At 71.7% G+C, this 16,207-nt stretch carries 12 protein-coding genes and 1 pseudogene; 6 read left to right on the top strand and 7 right to left on the bottom strand.

The window, feature by feature from the left end:
* Positions 1 to 12 precede the first annotated feature (12 nt).
* From E1287_RS12960 to deoC, 4 genes are all read right to left on the bottom strand, one after another.
* On the bottom strand, positions 13 to 939 hold the full coding sequence (locus E1287_RS12960) for a hypothetical protein (RefSeq protein WP_131965155.1): 927 nt from the start codon (positions 937 to 939) through the stop codon (positions 13 to 15).
* Positions 940 to 1,021: 82 nt separating this feature from the next.
* Positions 1,022 to 1,876 (bottom strand): aldehyde dehydrogenase family protein, encoded by an 855-nt coding sequence (locus E1287_RS12955; protein ID WP_131965154.1) that lies wholly within the window; start codon positions 1,874 to 1,876, stop codon positions 1,022 to 1,024.
* Positions 1,869 to 3,299 (bottom strand): aldehyde dehydrogenase family protein, encoded by a 1,431-nt coding sequence (locus tag E1287_RS12950; RefSeq protein ID WP_131965153.1) that lies wholly within the window; start codon positions 3,297 to 3,299, stop codon positions 1,869 to 1,871. The genes E1287_RS12955 and E1287_RS12950 overlap by 8 nt, the downstream gene beginning before the upstream one ends.
* A 2-nt stretch (positions 3,300 to 3,301) precedes the next feature.
* A complete protein-coding gene (gene deoC / locus E1287_RS12945; protein ID WP_131965196.1) occupies positions 3,302 to 4,225 on the bottom strand; it encodes a deoxyribose-phosphate aldolase in 924 nt (307 codons plus the stop codon).
* Positions 4,226 to 4,341: 116 nt separating this feature from the next.
* Here deoC and E1287_RS12940 point away from each other — a divergent pair, with 116 nt between their 5' ends.
* From E1287_RS12940 to E1287_RS12930, 3 genes are read left to right on the top strand one after another with little or no spacing between them, the layout of a single operon-like run.
* Positions 4,342 to 4,746, top strand: coding sequence for a GntR family transcriptional regulator (locus E1287_RS12940; protein ID WP_207934182.1), 405 nt, complete (start codon positions 4,342 to 4,344; stop codon positions 4,744 to 4,746).
* Positions 4,743 to 5,621, top strand: a complete 879-nt coding sequence (locus tag E1287_RS12935; protein WP_131965152.1) for an ABC transporter ATP-binding protein — start codon at positions 4,743 to 4,745, stop codon at positions 5,619 to 5,621. The genes E1287_RS12940 and E1287_RS12935 overlap by 4 nt, the downstream gene beginning before the upstream one ends.
* Positions 5,618 to 6,667 carry an ABC transporter permease gene (locus tag E1287_RS12930; protein WP_131965151.1) on the top strand — a complete coding sequence of 350 codons (1,050 nt, stop codon included), beginning with the start codon at positions 5,618 to 5,620 and terminating at the stop codon, positions 6,665 to 6,667. The genes E1287_RS12935 and E1287_RS12930 overlap by 4 nt, the downstream gene beginning before the upstream one ends.
* A gap of 39 nt (positions 6,668 to 6,706) precedes the next feature.
* Here E1287_RS12930 and E1287_RS12925 read toward each other — a convergent pair whose 3' ends face one another.
* A complete protein-coding gene (locus tag E1287_RS12925; RefSeq protein ID WP_131965150.1) occupies positions 6,707 to 7,465 on the bottom strand; it encodes an IclR family transcriptional regulator C-terminal domain-containing protein in 759 nt (252 codons plus the stop codon).
* Positions 7,466 to 7,664: 199 nt separating this feature from the next.
* On the opposite strand from E1287_RS12925, the gene E1287_RS12920 reads away from it, so the two are divergent.
* On the top strand, positions 7,665 to 9,611 hold the full coding sequence (locus E1287_RS12920; RefSeq protein WP_131965149.1) for an acyl-CoA dehydrogenase family protein: 1,947 nt from the start codon (positions 7,665 to 7,667) through the stop codon (positions 9,609 to 9,611).
* Between the two features lie 180 nt (positions 9,612 to 9,791).
* Positions 9,792 to 10,613 carry a class I SAM-dependent methyltransferase gene (locus tag E1287_RS12915; protein WP_131965148.1) on the top strand — a complete coding sequence of 274 codons (822 nt, stop codon included), beginning with the start codon at positions 9,792 to 9,794 and terminating at the stop codon, positions 10,611 to 10,613.
* Positions 10,614 to 10,885: 272 nt separating this feature from the next.
* Here E1287_RS12915 and E1287_RS46310 read toward each other — a convergent pair whose 3' ends face one another.
* Positions 10,886 to 13,798 carry a helix-turn-helix transcriptional regulator gene (locus E1287_RS46310; RefSeq protein WP_279504514.1) on the bottom strand — a complete coding sequence of 971 codons (2,913 nt, stop codon included), beginning with the start codon at positions 13,796 to 13,798 and terminating at the stop codon, positions 10,886 to 10,888.
* A gap of 122 nt (positions 13,799 to 13,920) precedes the next feature.
* On the opposite strand from E1287_RS46310, the gene E1287_RS12905 reads away from it, so the two are divergent.
* Positions 13,921 to 15,633, top strand: a complete 1,713-nt coding sequence (locus E1287_RS12905) for an LLM class flavin-dependent oxidoreductase (protein ID WP_131965147.1) — start codon at positions 13,921 to 13,923, stop codon at positions 15,631 to 15,633.
* A gap of 106 nt (positions 15,634 to 15,739) precedes the next feature.
* On the opposite strand, the pseudogene E1287_RS43665 reads toward E1287_RS12905, so the two are convergent.
* Positions 15,740 to 16,207, bottom strand: a pseudogene (locus E1287_RS43665) (hypothetical protein); the annotation flags it as partial.

The raw sequence follows: 16,207 nt of genomic DNA, 5'->3' as shown, positions 1-16,207 counted from the left end.
CGCGGATCGGCCTCAGCGCCCGCGGCCGGAGCCGGTGAGCCCGCTCAGGAACCCGCCGTCCGTCCGCGTCGAGTGCTGGAGCGAGCCGGTCTTCGGCTCGACCATGGGCGACGCGGAAGGCGCGGTCGCGGCGGCGCTGCGGGCCGCGTCCACGGCTCGTCCCGCGGGCGACTTGCGGGCCGCCGTCCGGGACGTGCCGGACTTGGCGGCCGTCCGCCCGCCGGACCGCTTCGCGGTGCCGGTCCTGGCGCTCGCGGTCGTGCGCGACGCCGGCTTGCGGGCCGCGGCCGTCCGCGACTTGGGCGCGGTCTTCTTCGCCGTGCCGCTCCTGGCCGTGCCGCTCTTGCCGGCGGTGCTCTTCGACGCGGTCGACTTGCGCGCCGTGGAGCCCGTCCGCGCCGAGGCCGTCGACCGGGACCGGCCGGACGCCGCCGTCGACTTGCGCGCCGTCCCGGACCTGGACGCCGTGCTCTTCTTCGCCGCCGCGCTCCTGGTCCCCGAGGACCTGGCGGTCGTCGACTTCGCCGTCGTGGTGATGACCTTCGCGGCGGCGTCCATCGCCTTGGCGGCGTCGGACATCGCCTTGGTGGCGCTGGTCATGGCCTTGGTCATCGCCGTCATGGCCTTCGCCGACGTGGACGCCTTGGTCGCCACCGACTTCATCTGCGTCGCGGCGGTCTTGGCCTGGCTCGCGGCCTTGGTGACCCGGGTCGCGGCCGCCGACGACGTCCGGCTGGACGCCGCCGACGTCGACTTGCGCGCCGTCCCGGACTTGGCGGCGCTGCTCTTGCTGCCGCCGCGCTTCGCCGCGGTGGTCCGGCTCGTGGTCGCCCGCGTGGACGACTTCGCGGCCGACGTGCGCTTGGCCGCCGGCTTCCGGGTCGTGGTGGACTTGGTCGCTGATGTGCTCTTCGTACGTGAAGCTGTCTTGGTAGGCACTGATCTCCCCCCAGTGATGATCAGTTACGGGGAGATCTATTCCACGGTTTGTGACGCTCTACACACGCGGAGTCATATCAGCTCAGAGGCCCACGGGATGCCAGACGGTCTTGGTCTCCAGGAACGCGGTCATGCGGGCGGTTCCGGGGTCGCCGGCCCACGCGCCGTCCGCGGGCCGCAGGACGCGCTTCAGGTTCTCGGCCGCCTTGCCCTCCAGATCGGGGACGAGGTCGCCCGTCGCTCCGGTGAGGTCGATGCCGTTGACGTCCATGTGCGAGGCGAGCCACGGCGCGACCTCGGCCCGCCGCCCGGTGAGGACGTTGACGACCCCGCCCGGCAGATCGGACGTCGCCAGCACCTCGGCCAGCGTGATGGACGGCAGCGGCGCCGGCTCGGACGCGACGGCGACGCACGTGTTCCCCGACACGATCACCGGGGCCACCACGGAGACGAGCCCGAGCAGCGGCGAGTCCGGCGCGATGACGGCGACGACACCGGACGGCTCGGGCGTCGAGAAGTTGAAGAACGGCCCCGACACCGGGTTCGACGCGCCCGCCACGGCCGAGAGCTTGTCGGCCCATCCGGCGTACCAGACCCACCGGTCGACGGCCGCGTCCACCTCCGCCGCCGCGCCGCTCTTGGACGCGCCCGCACGCCGGAGCTCGTCCGCGAACTGGTCGCGGCGGCCCTCCAGCATCTCCGCGACGCGGTAGAGGATCTGGCCGCGGTTGTAGGCGGTGCGCCGGGACCAGCCGGGGAACGCCTTGCGGGCGGCGGTGACGGCGTCGCGGGCGTCCTTGCGCGACGCCTGCGAGGCGTTGGCAACGAATCGTCCCTTCGCGTCCGTCACCGCGTACGACCTGCCGGATTCCGATCGGGGGAACGCGCCCCCGATGAACAGCTTGTACGTTTTGCGCACGGCCAGCCGCTCAGACATTGAGGTAGCCCTCCAGCCCGTGGCGTCCGCCCTCGCGGCCGAACCCCGATTCCTTGTAGCCGCCGAACGGGGAGGCGGGGTCGAACTTGTTGAACGTGTTGGCCCACACGACCCCGGCGCGCAGCCGCTGCGCCGTCCACAGGATCTGCGAGCCCTTCTCCGTCCAGACTCCGGCCGACAGCCCGTACGGGGTGTTGTTGGCCTTGGTGACGGCCTCGTCGGGCGTCCGGAATGTCAGCACCGACAGGACGGGCCCGAAGATCTCCTCCCGGGCGATCCGGTGCGACTGTGCCACGCCCGTGAAGACGGTCGGCGCGAACCAGAACCCCTGCGCGGGCAGCTCGCACGGCGGCGACCAGCCGGTGGCGCCCTCGGCCTCCCCGGCGGCCGACAGCTCGCGGATCCTGGCGAGCTGCTCGGCCGAGTTGATCGCCCCGATGTCGGTGTTCTTGTCGAGCGGGTCGCCGACCCGCAGCGTCGCCATCCGCGTCTTCAGCCGCTCCAGGACCTCCTCGGCGACCGATTCCTGGACGAGCAGCCGCGACCCCGCGCAGCACACGTGCCCCTGGTTGAAGAAGATCCCGTTGACGATGCCCTCGACGGCCTGGTCGAGCGCGGCGTCCGCGTAGACGATGTTGGCGGCCTTCCCGCCCAGCTCCAGCGTCAGCCTGGTGTCACGGCCCGCCAGGACGCGGGCGATCTGCCGTCCGACCTCGGTGGACCCGGTGAACGCGACCTTGTCGACGCCGCCGTGCGCGACGAGCGCGCGGCCGGTCTCCCCCGCGCCGGTGATGATGTTGACGACGCCCGGCGGCAGCTCCGCCTGGCGGCAGATGTCGGCGAACAGCAGCGCGGTCAGCGGCGTCGTCTCTGCGGGCTTCAACACCACCGTGTTGCCGCAGGCCAGCGCTGGCGCGATCTTCCACGCCAGCATCAGCAGCGGGAAGTTCCACGGGATGACCTGCGCCGCAACGCCCACCGGCTTGGGGTCGGGCCCGAACCCGGCGTACGGGAGCTTGTCGGCCCATCCGGCGTAGTAGAAGAACCACGCGGCGACCAGCGGGACGTCCACGTCCCGTGACTCGCGGATCGGCTTGCCGTTGTCGATGGACTCCAGCACGGCCAGCTCCCGCGACCGCTCCTGGACGATCCGGGCGATGCGGTACAGGTATTTGGCGCGTTCCCGTCCGGGCATCGGGCCCCAGACCGTGTCGTAGGCGGTCCGGGCGGCGGCTACGGCGCGGTCGACGTCCGTCTCGTCGGCGCAGGCGATGTCGGCCAGGACGGTCTCGTCCGCCGGGTTGATCGACTTGAAGGGCTCGCCGCGGCCGTCCACGAACTCGCCGTCGACGAACAGCCCGTAGGAGGCGCGGATGTCGACGACCGACCGTGACTCCGGGGCGGGCGCGTACTCGAAAACCATGATCAGTCCAGCGTGAAGTAGTCGGGACCGGAATACACGCCGGTGGCGAGCTTGCGGCGCTGCATGAGCAGGTCGTTGAGCAGGCTCGACGCGCCGAGCCTGAACCATTCGGGCGTCAGCCAGTCCGGCCCGGCGGTCTCGTTGACCAGCACCAGGTACCGGATCGCGTCCTTGGTGGTGCGGATGCCGCCCGCCGGTTTGACGCCGACCTGGCGTCCCGTCCGGGCCCGGTAGTCGCGGACGGCCTCCAGCATCACCAGAGTGACCGGCAGCGTCGCCGCTGGGGACACCTTGCCCGTCGAGGTCTTGATGAAGTCGGCCCCGGCCCGCATCGCCAGCCACGACGCCCGCCGGACGTTGTCGAGCGTGGCCAGCTCGCCCGTCTCCAGGATCACCTTCAGATGCGCCGAGCCGCACGCCTGCTTGACCGCCGTGATCTCGTCGAACACCTTCCCGACGTCGCCGGCCAGGAAGGCGCCCCGGTCGATCACCATGTCGATCTCGGCCGCGCCGGCGGCGACCGCCGCCCGGGTGTCGGCCAGCTTGGCCTCCAGCGGCGCCCGCCCGGACGGGAACGACGTCGCGACGCTCGCCACCCCGATGCCCGTCCCCTCAAGAGACCGGACGGCGACGTCCACCAGGTCCGAGTACACGCACACGGCCGCCACCCGCGGCACCGACCCGTCGGACGGATCGGGACGGGCCGCCTTCGCGCACAGCGCCCGCACCTTGCCCGGCGTGTCCGCGCCCTCCAGCGTGGTCAGGTCCACCATCGAGATGGCCAGGTCGATGGCCTCGGCCTTCGCCGTCGTCTTGATCGACCGGGTCGCCAGCCGGGCGGCCCGCTCCTCGGCCCCCACCTGGTCGACGCCCGGCAGGCCCTGCAGGAACGCGCGCAGCTCAGCGGCGGCGTTCGGCGTCGTCATCGACGCGGTCTCCGTTGACACGCTCCCAGCATCGCCGAACGAGGTCCCCTGCACAAAACGGATGTCCGTTGACAGCCGCCAGTGCCATACAGCTAAAGTACTAACATGATAGTTCAATGGAGGTTGCGGTGATCGAGTTCCATCTGGACTCCGGCTCGGGGGTATCGCCGTACATGCAGCTCGTCCAGCAGGTGAAGCACGCGCTGCGGCTCGACCTGCTCCAGGAGGGCGAGCAGCTCCCCACCGTCAAGGACGTGGTCGCCCAGCTCGCGATCAACCCGAACACCGTGCTCAAGGCGTACCGGGAGCTGGAGCGCGAGGGGCTCGTCGCGCCGCGCCCCGGCCTCGGGACGTTCGTGACGCGCACGCTGGCGGGCGAGTCCCTCGCCGCCCACGGCCCGCTCCGCAAGGACCTGGAGCGCTGGCTCGCCAAGGCCCGGCTCGCCGGGATGGACGACGAGAGCATCGAGGCGTTGTTCATGACGACCTTTCGGTCCGCCCGTCAGGAGGACATAGCATGACCGCGCTTGAGGCCCAGGGACTGGGCAAGAAGTACGGGCAGCGGTGGGCGCTGTCCGACTGCACGCTCGATATCCCGGCCGGGCGGGTCGTCGGCCTCGTCGGGCCGAACGGGGCCGGGAAGACGACGCTGCTGAACCTGGCCGTCGGGCAGATCCGGCCGAGCGCGGGCAGCATCCGGGTGCTCGGGGGCCGCCCGGCTGAGGGTCCCGCGCAGCTCGCCAAGGTCGGGTACGTCGCCCAGGACACCCCCACCTACGCCGGATTGAGCGTCGCCGACCACCTCAAGCTCGGCGCGCGGCTGAACGCCACATGGGACGACGCCCTCGCCCGCGAGCGCATCTCGCGCCTCCGCCTCGACCCCGCGCACAAGGCCGGGAAACTGTCGGGCGGGCAGCGCGCCCAGCTCGCCCTCACGCTCGGCATCGCGAAGCGCCCCGAGCTGCTGATCCTGGACGAGCCCGTCGCCGCGCTCGACCCGCTCGCCCGCCGCGAGTTCCTCCAGGGCCTCATGGAGGCCGCCGTGGAACACTCGCTCAGCGTCGTGCTGTCGTCCCACCTGGTGTCCGACCTGGAACGGACGTGCGACTACCTGATCGTCCTCGTCGAGTCCAGGGTCCGGGTGGCCGGGGACGTCGACGACCTGCTCGCCACCCACCACCGGCTGACGGGGCCGCGCCGCGACTCGTCCAGCCTGCCCGCGGACCAGCACGTCGTGTCCGAGAGCCACACCGACCGGCAGAGCACCCTGATCGTCCGCACGGACGCCCCGATCCACGACCCCGCGTGGACGGTCGGACAGGTCGGGATGGAAGACCTCGTCCTCGCCTACATGAGCGCCCAGGAGGCGCGTCCCGCCTTGGAGGCCGTCCGATGATCTGGCTGACGTTGCGGCAGTTCCGCACCCAGGCCGCGGTGGTGTTCGGCGGGCTCGCCGTCCTCGCCGCCGCCCTCCTGATCACCGGCCCCGGCCTGGCGGACGACTACGACACCGGAATCGCGTCCTGCGGCTCGCCGGACAACTGCTCGCAGTTCTCCCAGCTCTTCTTCGGGGACCATCAGGGCTACTTCAGCATGCTGGCCGCCGCCGTCGTGGCGCTCCCCGGCCTCATCGGGATCTTCTGGGGCGCGCCGCTCATCACCCGCGAGCTCGAGCACGGCACGCACCGGCTCGTGTGGAACCAGAGCATCACCCGGACCCGCTGGCTGAGCGTCAAGCTCGGCCTGATCGGCCTCGCCGCCGTCGCCGCCGCGGGGCTCGCGGTGCTCGCCGTGGACTGGTGGACCGACCCTCTCGACAAGGCGGCGAGCAACGAGTTCGCGCGCATCACGCCCCTGGTCTTCGTGGCGCGCGGCGTCGTTCCGATGGGCTACGCGGCCTTCGCCTTCGCGCTCGGCGTCACCGTCGGGGTCATCCTGCGCCGCACCCTGCCGGCCATCGCGGTCACGCTGCTCGTCTTCGTCGCCGTCCAGATCGCGGTACCGCAGTGGGTCCGGCCCCACCTCGTTCCCTCCGAGACCAAGATCGTTGAGATCACGGCGCAGAACCACGGGGAGATGTCGCTGAACCACAACGGCAAGACGGCGATCCTCCAGGTGGAGGTGGAACCGGAACAAGGAGCCTGGACGATGGTGAACGACACGGTCAACTCGTCCGGCCGCAAGGTGGACGAGATGTCCATCTCTGCCGCCGCCGGGGCGCCGTGCGCGCCGCCACCGCCGGACGCGAACGGCGAGCCGCCCGAGGGCCCGCCTCAGGCGTGCTTCGACTACATCAAGCAGCAGGGGTTCCGGCAGAAGGTCGTCTACCATCCCGCTGATCACTTCTGGCGGCTGCAGTGGGCCGAGACCGGGCTGTTCGCCGTCCTCGCCCTGGGGTTGACGGGGTTCTGCTTCTACTGGACGCGCCGCCGCAACTTCTAGCCGCCCGTCGTGACCCCCGTCCCGCCTACGGGACGGGGGTCAGGACGAGAGGGTCAGGGCGCGCTGGAGGCGGTCGGCGCTCGCGCGCATCCGGTGCGCCAGCCTCTCGATCCTGGCGAGCCTGCCGGGACGGCAGGAGATGGCCAGGGCGCCGAGGACGGCCCCGGACGCGTCCGCGACCGGCACGGCGGCGCAGCCGGTGCCGAGGGCGTACTCCTCGCGGTCGAACAGCAGCCCGGCGGACGAGTCGAGCGAGCGGATCAGCCGTCCGGGCTCGGTGATGGTGTGCGGGGTCAGGTCGACGAGCGGATGCCGGGACAGGTAGTCGCGGCGGCGGTCGTCGTCGAACTGGCTCAGCACGCACTTGCCGAGGGCGGTGGCGTGCGCGGCGTCCTCGAACCCGACCCACAGGTCGACGCGCGGGGCGCGCGGGCCGTCGGCGACGTCGATGAGCTGGATCTCGGCGTCCACGTGCATGCTGAAGTAGGCGGCGGCGCCGAGCTCGTCCCGCAGCGCCATCAGGGACGGGCGGACGTGGGCGAGCAGCCGCTGCGTCCGGCTCCGCCCGTGCAGGGCCCCGACGCGGTCGCCGAGCACCCAGGCGCCGTCCGACAGCCGGATCGCATAGCCCTCGTGCGCGAGCGTGCGCAGCAGGTGGTAGGTGGTCGCGAGCGGGAGCCGGGCCTCGCGGGCCAGCAGCTTCGCGGGCGCTCCGCTCGGATGCGACGCCACAGCCTCCATCAGATGCAGAGCACGCTGCACCGAGGCTATGAGTGTCGGCTTGCGTGTCTCACTCATCACGCACAGCGAACCCTTCAGCCCTGGTCCGGTCAAGGGCTTCGGCGACAGTCCAGCCCATTGGATCACTTCTGCTGTCCGGCGGGGCAGTGTTTCCCGATCCCGCCACGGGAAAGGCCGTGCTCATGTAAGGACCGCTCCGCGGGACGACCGTGGAGCGTCACTCCGGGACACGGGCACGTCTCCACAGGGAGCACGCATGAGCCAGACGCAGCGGAGCCGCGGGCACGTCGACGAGCGGACGGCCCGGAAGGTCGCCGAAGAGGCGCGCGAGGCCGAATGGCGGCTGCCGAGCTTCGGCAAGCAGCTCTTCCTCGGCGACTTCCGGCTCGACCTCGTCCATCCGCATCCCCGCCCGGACGCGGAGGCGCGGCGCAAGGGCGAGGAGTTCCTGGCCGCGCTCACCGGGTTCTGCGCGTCCAGGATCGACCCGGCGGCGATCGAGCGGGAGTCGCGCATCCCGGACGACGTCGTCGCGGGCCTGCGGGACCTCGGCGCGCTCGGCATGAAGATCCCGGAGAAGCACGGCGGGCTCGGGCTCAGCCAGCTCTACTACGGCCGCGCGCTGATGGTCGTCGGCTCCGTCAGCCCGGCGCTCGCCGCGCTGCTGTCGGCGCACCAGTCCATCGGCGTCCCGCAGCCGGTCAAGTTGTTCGGGACGCGCGAGCAGAAGGACGAGTGGCTCCCCCGCTGCGCCCGGCAGGTCAGCGCGTTCCTGCTCACCGAGCCCGACGTCGGCTCCGACCCGGCCCGGCTGCGCGCCACCGCCGTCCCCGACGGGGACGACTACGTCCTCAACGGCGTCAAGCTGTGGACGACCAACGGCGTCGTCGCCGACCTCGTCGTCGTCATGGCCCGCGTCCCGAAGTCGGACGGGCGCCGCGGCGGCATCTCCGCGTTCGTCGTGGACATGGCCACGCCCGGCATCACCGTGGAGAACCGCAACGCGTTCATGGGGCTGCGCGGCATCGAGAACGGCGTCACGCGCTTCCACGACGTCCGCGTCCCGAAGGCCAATCTGATCGGCGCCGAGGGCGCGGGCCTCAAGATCGCCCTGACCACGCTCAACACCGGGCGCCTCTCCCTGCCCGCGATCTGCGCGGCGAGCGGCAAGTGGGCCGCCAAGATCGCGCGGGAGTGGTCGCGGGAGCGGGTGCAGTGGGGCCGTCCGATCGGAGAGCACGAGGCCGTGTCCAGGAAGGTCGCGTTCATCGCGGCGACCGCGTACGCGATGGAGGCGATGCTCGACCTGTCCGGTCAGCTCGCGGACGACGAGCGCAACGACATCCGGATCGAGGCGGCCCTCGCCAAGCTGTGGACGTCGGAGATGGCCTGCCGCGCCGCGGACGAGCTGATCCAGCTTCGCGGCGGCCGCGGCTACGAGACCGCCGAGTCCCTCGCGGCGCGCGGCGAGCGCGGCGTGCCCGCCGAGCAGCTGCTCCGCGACCTGCGCATCAACCGGATCTTCGAGGGCTCCACCGAGATCATGCACCTGCTGATCGCGCGGGAGGCCGTGGACGCGCACCTGTCGGTCGCCGGCGACATCATCGACCCGGACGCGTCCACCGGCCAGAAGGCGCGGGCGGCGGCCAAGGCCGGCGGCTTCTACGCGCGCTGGCTCCCGACGCTGGTCACCGGGGCCGGGCACCGCCCGTCCTCCTACGGCGAGTTCGGGCCGCTGGCCAAACATCTCCGCTACGTCGAGCGCGCGTCCCGCAAGCTCGCCAGGTCGATCTTCTACGCGGCCGGACGCTGGCAGGGCGGCCTCGAATACCGGCAAGGCTTCCTGGGCCGGATGGTCGACATCGGCGCCGAACTGTACGCGATGAGCGCGGTCTGCGTCCGCGCCCAAGCCGACTCGTCCGCCGAGCGGCCCTTCATTTCTGGCGGCGCCGTCCCCGGGATGTCGGCCGTCCGGCTGGCGGACGCCTTCTGCCGCCAGTCGCGCGTCCGCGTCGAGGAACTGTTCGACGGCCTGTGGCGCAACACCGACGCCATGGACGTGAAGCTCGCCCGCTCCGTGCTGGCGGGCGACTTCGCCTGGGTGGAGGAGGGCGTCCTGGACCCGTCCATCCCCGGTCCCTGGATAGCCCCCTCCGACCCCGGCCCGAGCCAGAAGGACGACGTCCACCGCACCATCCCCTGACCGGGCCCCGCGCGCGGTTCGCGTCCGCGCCGCGCGGCTTGCGTGCCGTCCGGCGGAGGGATCTACGCGGGGGTAGACTGGCGCGACCTTCGCGCCGGAGATCGAACCGTCCTTAGCGGATCAGGTCATTCGGTCCGGCGAACGAGAGCCGAACGCCAACGCACCCAGCGAGCGGGAAGTATGCAGTCACCTGGTCAGAAGAAGTCCATCGCAGCAACCCTCCTCAACCTCGTCGGGAGCCGTCCGAAGAAGGCGGGGCCCGCGCAGGGGCCCGCGCCGGACGGCGACGTCGTCCAGCCGGCCGCCGGGGAGGGGTCGCTGGAGAACCATCTGGGCGGGGACGAGGCCCGCAACTACCGCAAGTACGAGTTCGACACCGTCGCGCCGCACGTCGGACGGTCGATGCTGGAGGTCGGCTCCGGCCTCGGGCACTTCTCCGAGCAGTTCGCCGGTCGCCTCGACTACCTCGTCGTCAGCGACAACGACCCGTACTGCGTCGGGGAGCTGCGCAAGCGCTACGACGGCAGCGACGACGTCGAGGTCATCGACCTGGCCCTGCCCGCCGAGATCGAGATCCGGCAGAAGGTCGACACGGTCGTGATGATGAACGTCCTGGAGCACATCAAGGACGACGCGCAGGCGCTGCGCGACCTCGCCGCCGTCACCCAGCCCGGCGGCCGCATCGTGATCTGGGTGCCCGGCTACATGCAGCTGTATGGGGACTTCGACCGGAAGGTCGGGCACGTCACCCGGTACACGCCGTCGACGCTGGAGGAGACCGTCCGCGCGGCGGGGCTCGTCCCCGAGGTGCTCAAGCCGATCAACTTCCTCGGCGGGATCGCCTGGTGGTTCGCCGTCCGGCGCGGCGGCGCGGGCTACCCCGACCCGAAGCTCGTCAAGATCTACGACCGGACGGTCGTGCCCGTCACCCGCACCATCGAGCGGTTCGTCCGGCCGCCGTTCGGGCAGACGGTGTTCTGCGTCGCGCGCGTTCCCCGCTGACGGGAGCTTTTCGGCGACGGGAACGGATCACGAAAAGCGGTCCGTTCCCGTCGCCTTTTTCCGTCCGGTCAAGCGGTATGTCTTTCGGCGCGGCGGGGCGGTCCGGCCACGACACTGGGCAGTGGCCGGAACGGTCCCGGGCCCGCCTCTCCGGGCGGAGAAGCACCGCCCTGCTTCCGCGTGCCGCGATCGCGACGGCCGGCCACGAAGTTCCCGTGTGGTCCGACGGTCCGGAGGCGGGGATCCTGGGAGGGGAGATCCCCGCCGCCGGATCAGGCGCGTACCCGCCCGTTCCTTGTGAACAGCGACAGGCGGTGCGCGGTGGCGGCGGCTTCACCGCGGCTCGTCACGTCCAGCTTCCCGAGGATGTTGGAGACGTGGACGCTGGCCGTCTTCACCGAGATGAACAGCGCCGCCGCGATGTCGCGGTTGCTGCGGCCCTCCGCGACCAGGCGCAGGACCTCGAACTCGCGGGGCGTCAGGCCGAGCGGCGCGGAGTCGTCGAGACGGCGGGTCCGGGTGCGGCGCCGCAGGTCGGCGATGTGCTCGCCGAGCGGCGCGGCGCCGAGGCGGTCCGCCAGGTCGGCGGCGATGTGCAGCCGTCCGGCCGCGCCGTCGTGGTCGCCGCCCGCCACCGCGGCCTCCGCAGCGCGGAGCAGCGCCCTCGCCCGGTAGTACGGGTTGCCGAGCGCGTCCCACGCGGCCGCGGCCTCGTCCCAGGCCCCGAGGTCGAGGACGCCGCTGGCCCGGGCGTGCTCGGCGTCGAACGTGAGGCGGTGCGCCTGCTGGAGCGGGCCGCTGACGTGGAGCCGGGCGGCGCGTTCCCCGATGCGCCGCAGGTCGGCGGCGGCGGCGTCGCCCAGCTCGGCGCAGACCGAGGCGCCGACCGCCAGCGCGGGCAGGGAGTAGCGGGCGTCGTCGGGCAGGCCGCCGAGATCGAGGACGGGACGGACGGCGTCCAGCGCGTCCTCCGGGCGCCCCTCGGCGAGCGCGAGCTGCGCCTCGAGCCAGAGCGTGGAGAAGTAGTCCTGCGCCTTGAGCCACTTCATCTTGAGGTTCATGATCTCGCGGGACATGACGAGCCGCTTGGACGCCGTCGCCAGGTCGCCGCGCGCCAGCGCCACCCACCCGGACAGGACGAGCAGCGACGTGCGCGTGGTGACCGCGGGGTCCTGGTCCATGGCGTGGTCCAGGACGGCCAGGGCCTCGTCCCACCGGCCGAGCGACACCAGCGGCTCGGCCTGGTTGATGGACATGAACGTGCCCTGCGTGCGGGCGACGCCGTACTCGCGGGCGAGCTCCTTGCCGCGGCAGGCGATGGCCGCGGCCCTCTCGTGCCGCCCGCAGCCCTCCAGGAAATGCGACTTGATCACGTGGTAGCGGAGCAGCACCTGGTGGTGGCCGCTGCGCTCCACCGCCTCCTCGACCTCGGCGAGCGCGGCGTGGTTGTCGTAGTCGATGTCGGCGCAGAACCGGCTGATCAGCGCCTCGGCCTCGGTGACGGGGTCGTCCAGCCCGCGCGCGATGGCCAGCGACTCGGCCGCCGCCCTGCGCGCCTCGGCGATGTCGCTGGTGATGCGGATGTAGTTCCCCAGCGTCGCCAGCGCCCGCGCCCGCAGCGCGCTCGGCGGGTCGGCGGGCAGCGCCTCGATGGCGGCGCGCATGTCCTCGACGAACCCGGGCCGCGCCATCTGGTAGCGCATCCGGCCGCGCAGCTCCAGCAGCATCGCCTGCAGCGACGGGTCGGCGGGGGCCCCGCCCTCGACCGCGGCCTCGGCCTCGCGGAGCGCGGCGGTGACGAGCTTGATGCCGCGGTCGTACTCCCCGGCCTTGTCGGCGGCGGTCGCGGCGTCCCGCAGGACCATGATGTGGTTCGCGCCGATACGTTCCTCGGCGTCGGGGACCTGGTCCCACAGTTCCAGGACGCGCGACAGCATCGCCAGGCACTCGGCGTAGGCGAGGGCCTTGCGGGCCTCGGCGGCGGCGCGCCAAGACGCGACCAACGCCCACGTAATGTCGTGTGCCGCGTTCCAGTGGTAGCTCAGCTCGACCCACAGCCGTCCGGGCGGAACGAGCCCGGCGTCGTCTTCGAGGGCTTCGGCATAGCGCTTGTGCAGCCGCGTGTACTCGCCCGGCAGCAGATCGTCGTGGACGGCCTCGCGAATCAGAGCGTGCCGGAACGCGTAGCCGTCGCCGTCCACGACCAGGACGTTCGCCGCCACGGCAGGGCGGAGTACACGGGTCAATGCCGCGTCCTCAAGGCCGGTCACGGCCGCGAGCAGCGCGTGCTCGATACGGGTGCCGCCGCCGCTGGCGTCGCGCAGCACCTCCTGCGTCTCCTCGGGAAGCCGCTGGACGCCCGCGAGCAGCAGATCCCGCATCGATTCGGGCAGCTCGCACGCGAGCGTCCCGTCGTCGTCGAGCAGCGCCTCGATGAACAGCGGGTTGCCCTCGCTCCGCGCCGCGATCCGGTCGACGAGCCCGGCGGGCGGCAGCTGCCTGTCGTCCAGCAGCTCGGTCACGAGGTCGGCGACGTCGGCCCGGGACAGCGGCGCGATCTCCATCCGCCGGACGCGCTCGACCCGTTCCAGCCCGGCCAGCAGCGGGCGCAGCGGATGGGTGCGGTGCAGCTCGTCCGACCGGTACGTCATGACGATCAGCACCGGCGACGTGCCGAGGTTGCGGATCAGGAACGCCATCAGGTCGCGGGTGGACCGGTCGGCCCAGTGCGCGTCCTCGATCACCAGCACGACCGGGCCGCGCTCCGCCAGCCGCTCCAGCAGCGTCAGCATGACCTCGAACAGCCGCGCCCGCTCCTCGCCGGACGCGGCGTCGGTCTCGGGCTCCCCGAACTCCGGCAGCAGCCGGGCGAGCCCGCCGGTGTCGCCGCGCGGCACGAGCCCGGCGACGCCGTCGATGCCGATGTCGCGGACGAGCCCCCGCAGCACGGTCGTGAACGGCGCGAACGGCAGCCCGTCGGAGCCGAGCTCCAGGCAGCCCCCGGCGAGCACCCTGGCCCGCTCCCCGTCGACGGCCGTGGTGAACTCGCGGATCAGCCGGGTCTTGCCGAGACCCGCGTCCCCGCCGACGAGCACCGCCCCGGGCGCGCCGGCGAGCGCGGCCTCCAGCTCCGCCAGCTCGGCCGACCTGCCGATCAGGACGGGACTCATCGCACGTGGGCTCACGCCCCAAGCATGCCAAACAGATCGGACAATCCCACCTGAATATCACTCCGCGAGACGCGCCGCGCGGCCCGCCGGCTTGTTGACGCCGCGTCCAATCGGGGTGAGGCTGGACCGACCGGGAGGTGATCGCGATTCGTTTCGGTCTGTTCTACGAGCACCAGTTGCCGCGGCCGTGGGGGGACGGGCAGGAGCTGAAGCTCTACCAGGACGCGCTGGACCAGGTGGAGATCGCCGACCGGGTCGGCTTCGACTACGTGTGGGAGGTCGAGCACCACTTCCTGGAGGAGTATTCGCACTCGTCGGCGCCGGAGGTGTTCCTCGCCGCCGCGTCGCAGCGGACGAAGCGGATCCGGCTCGGGCACGGGATCGTCCAATTGCCGCCCGCCGTCAATCATCCGGCACGGATAGCCGAACGCGTCGCGACTCTCGATCTCGTTTCCAACGGGCGGGTGGATTTCGGGACGGGCGAGTCGAGTTCGAGCGCGGAACTCGGCGGGTTCGGCGTCCGCCGCGCCGACAAGCGCGCCCAATGGCAGGACGCGATCGACGCGATCACCCGGATGTTCGTCGAGGAGCCGTTCGCCGGATGGAACTCTGCCGACATCAGGATGCCGCCGCGGAACGTCCTGCCGAAGCCGGTGCAGAAGCCGCATCCGCCGCTGTGGGTGGCGTGCTCGCGGCGGGAGACGATCCAGTTCGCGGCGCGGAACGGCATCGGCGCCCTGTCGTTCTCGTTCGTCGAGCCGGAGGACGCCGGCCAATGGGTGGACGACTACTACCGCATCATCGCGTCCGGCGAATGCGTCCCGGCGGGCTTCGCGGTGAACCCGAACGTGTCGGTGGTCCTGCCGATGATGCTGCATGAAGACGAGGCCACCGCCATCGACCGGGGCATCGACGGGGCGCATTTCTTCGCCTTCGCGCTGGCGCACTACTACGGGACGACGCCGCACGACCCCGGACGCACCAGCGTCTGGGACGAGTTCCTGGAACGGCGCGATTCCCGCGGCTTCTCCCGCGAGGAGATCATCGCCAATGCGGAGAGCCTCAACGTCAACGTCGGGTCGCTTCGGGGCGCGGTCGGCACACCGGACCAGGTCGCCGAGCTGATCCGGCGGTACGAGTCGGTCGGCGTCGACCAGATCTCCTTCGTCCTGCAGGCGGGGCCGAACAAGCACGAGCACATCTGCGAGTCCCTCGAACTGTTCGGGAAATCGGTGCTGCCGCGTTTCGCCGAAGGACGGGACGAACGCGAAGCCGCCAAGGCGGAACGCCTGGCGCCCGCCATCGAAGCGGCTCTCGCCCGCCGCGAACCGGCACGGAGACCGCCGCCCGGCTACCGCATCGACGAGGACGCGGAAGTGGCCCGCGTGCATCGCCCGTCCCGGCGGCCTCTCCGCCGCCCGGACATCCGCACGGCGGCCCGGCGGCGGTTCCAGCGGGGCTTTTACAAACTCGTCCACGGACGTTCCGACGCGCAGATCGAAAAGCGTTTCGGCCCGGGCGCGCAACGCGTGTTCTTCGCCGGGATGGCACGCGCCTTCGACCCGTCCGCCTCGGCCGGATTCACCGGCGAACTGGAGTTCCGCCTCAGCCGCGCCGAAGGCCGGACCGTGTGGACGCTGCGGATCGAGAAGTCCCGCGCCCGCGCCCGGTCGGGCCCGGCGAAGGACCCGGCGCTCACCCTCACGATGGCGACGGCCGATTTCCTGCGAATCCTCGCGGGCGACGCCAACCCGGCGTCACTCCTCATGGACGGCCGCCTCGAACTGCGCGGCGACCACTACCTGGCGCCGCGCCTGAGCGAGATGTTCGGCGGGCCTTCGCCCTACTGATCTGGGGTGGCCGTGGTCCCCCGATGTCCACGGCCACCACACAGTCAGACGTCCACAACCCCGGTAATAGTTCGCGGTCCTTCCAGAAAAGATCCACGGTCACCCGCTAGCCGGACGGACGTCCGGCGACGAGATCGCTCAGCCAATCCCCGAACCGCTGGACGGGCCGCCGATACCGGCGCTCGCGCGCCTTGGCGCGCCGCTCCTTCCGCGACCCCTTCGCGTACCGGCGCTGCGCCCACAAGGAGTCAGGACGGGCCAGCCGGACGGCCCCGACGAACGCCACCACGCCGATGAACAACCCGAAGATCCCGGTCCAGACCTTCCCCTTCAGAAGCGCGACGAAGGCCAGGCACAGATCGAGGACGAGGATGAACGCGATCGTCCACATCCCGTCCCCGGCGACGTCGTCCATGCCCAGGGGCCGCAGCCCCAGCAGCAGCAGTCCGCACAAGGCGATGGTGATGAACACGACCTCGACCGACAGGCGGCCCTGCTCGCTCCAGTAGACGTCCTTCAAGTGGAGGACGAGCGCGAACTCGTCCAGCACCAATGCCGTGCCGACCCCGAATAC

The sequence above is a fragment of the Actinomadura sp. KC06 genome, from assembly GCF_004348735.1.
Taxonomy (GTDB): domain Bacteria; phylum Actinomycetota; class Actinomycetes; order Streptosporangiales; family Streptosporangiaceae; genus Spirillospora.
The sequence above is the reverse complement of the archived record's forward strand: the minus strand, read 5'-3'. Positions and strand labels throughout refer to the sequence as shown.

Bases quoted from the DNA above. Each gene is read 5' to 3' on its own strand.
- E1287_RS12915 (WP_131965148.1), top strand. From the start codon at position 9,792: ATGCAGTCACCTGGTCAGAAGAAGTCCATCGCAGCAACCCTCCTCAAC.
- E1287_RS12920 (WP_131965149.1), top strand. From the start codon at position 7,665: ATGAGCCAGACGCAGCGGAGCCGCGGGCACGTCGACGAGCGGACGGCC.
- E1287_RS12935 (WP_131965152.1), top strand. From the start codon at position 4,743: ATGACCGCGCTTGAGGCCCAGGGACTGGGCAAGAAGTACGGGCAGCGG.
- E1287_RS12950 (WP_131965153.1), bottom strand. From the start codon at position 3,299: ATGGTTTTCGAGTACGCGCCCGCCCCGGAGTCACGGTCGGTCGTCGAC.
- E1287_RS12940 (WP_207934182.1), top strand. From the start codon at position 4,342: ATGGAGGTTGCGGTGATCGAGTTCCATCTGGACTCCGGCTCGGGGGTA.
- E1287_RS12930 (WP_131965151.1), top strand. From the start codon at position 5,618: ATGATCTGGCTGACGTTGCGGCAGTTCCGCACCCAGGCCGCGGTGGTG.
- deoC (WP_131965196.1), bottom strand. From the start codon at position 4,225: ATGACGACGCCGAACGCCGCCGCTGAGCTGCGCGCGTTCCTGCAGGGC.
- E1287_RS12955 (WP_131965154.1), bottom strand. From the start codon at position 1,876: ATGTCTGAGCGGCTGGCCGTGCGCAAAACGTACAAGCTGTTCATCGGG.
- E1287_RS12925 (WP_131965150.1), bottom strand. From the start codon at position 7,465: ATGAGTGAGACACGCAAGCCGACACTCATAGCCTCGGTGCAGCGTGCT.